This is a genomic window from Mesorhizobium sp. M4A.F.Ca.ET.022.05.2.1 (genome assembly GCF_003998845.1).
Lineage (GTDB): Bacteria > Pseudomonadota > Alphaproteobacteria > Rhizobiales > Rhizobiaceae > Mesorhizobium.
Genome location: NZ_RZOJ01000793.1, coordinates 1 through 741 on the forward strand (window position 1 = coordinate 1; position 741 = coordinate 741).

The window sequence follows — 741 nt, forward strand, 5'->3', positions numbered from 1 at the left end:
GTATTATCAGTCGGGATGCTGGCATCTGTCCGAACCCTCGCCTTTGGCAAACCACCTAGCCAGGGGGGACTTTGCAGCCGCAATCGTCAAAACAAGGTTAATGCAATGCTTACGATCGTGATTAATTTAAGGTTTACATAAATTAGAAGGAACTGCCTCCGGAATGCGAAAAGGGCGGCCAAGCCGCCCGAATCAAAAGCGAGACGCGTCGATCGCGGGACAATGAAGAGGCTATGTGGCCAGCCTTGCCAGCGCCCACACCACCAGAGGCGAATCCGGATAGATGAGCAACCCGCCAATGCCGAGCGCGATGCCGTAGGGTATGCCGTTCGTTTCGTCGGCGAAGTGGCGCAAAAATGGATTATGGCCGGTAAAGGATGCCAGCGGCGATTTCCGGTAGGCGAGGATGGCAAGCGTCAGGAGGCCGCCGATGAACGTCGAAACCACAAGATATTCGACAAGATGGATGTTGAAGCCCATCCACAGCGACGTGGCGGCGAGCAGTTTGGCGTCGCCGCCGCCCATGCCGCCCAGCGCGAACAGGCCGAAGGTCACGGCCAACACCAGGAAGCCTGCCGCAAAATGCCAGCCACAGGTCGCCCAGTCCATTCCAGTCAGCGGCGCCACCAGGGCAAACACGGTCACCAGCAGCACCGACACGCGGTTGGCGATCGTCATCGACAATATGTCCGAGATCGCGGCAAACAGCATGCAGAACGGAAAGACGACGAAGATCAGGGC

The 741-nt window shown here is 58.0% G+C and carries 1 protein-coding gene; it reads right to left on the reverse strand.

The window, feature by feature from the left end; genetic code table 11:
- Positions 1-231 precede the first annotated feature (231 nt).
- Positions 232-741 (reverse strand): prepilin peptidase (locus tag EN745_RS35455; RefSeq protein ID WP_245487919.1); only part of this gene is annotated, 510 nt, incomplete at its 5' end.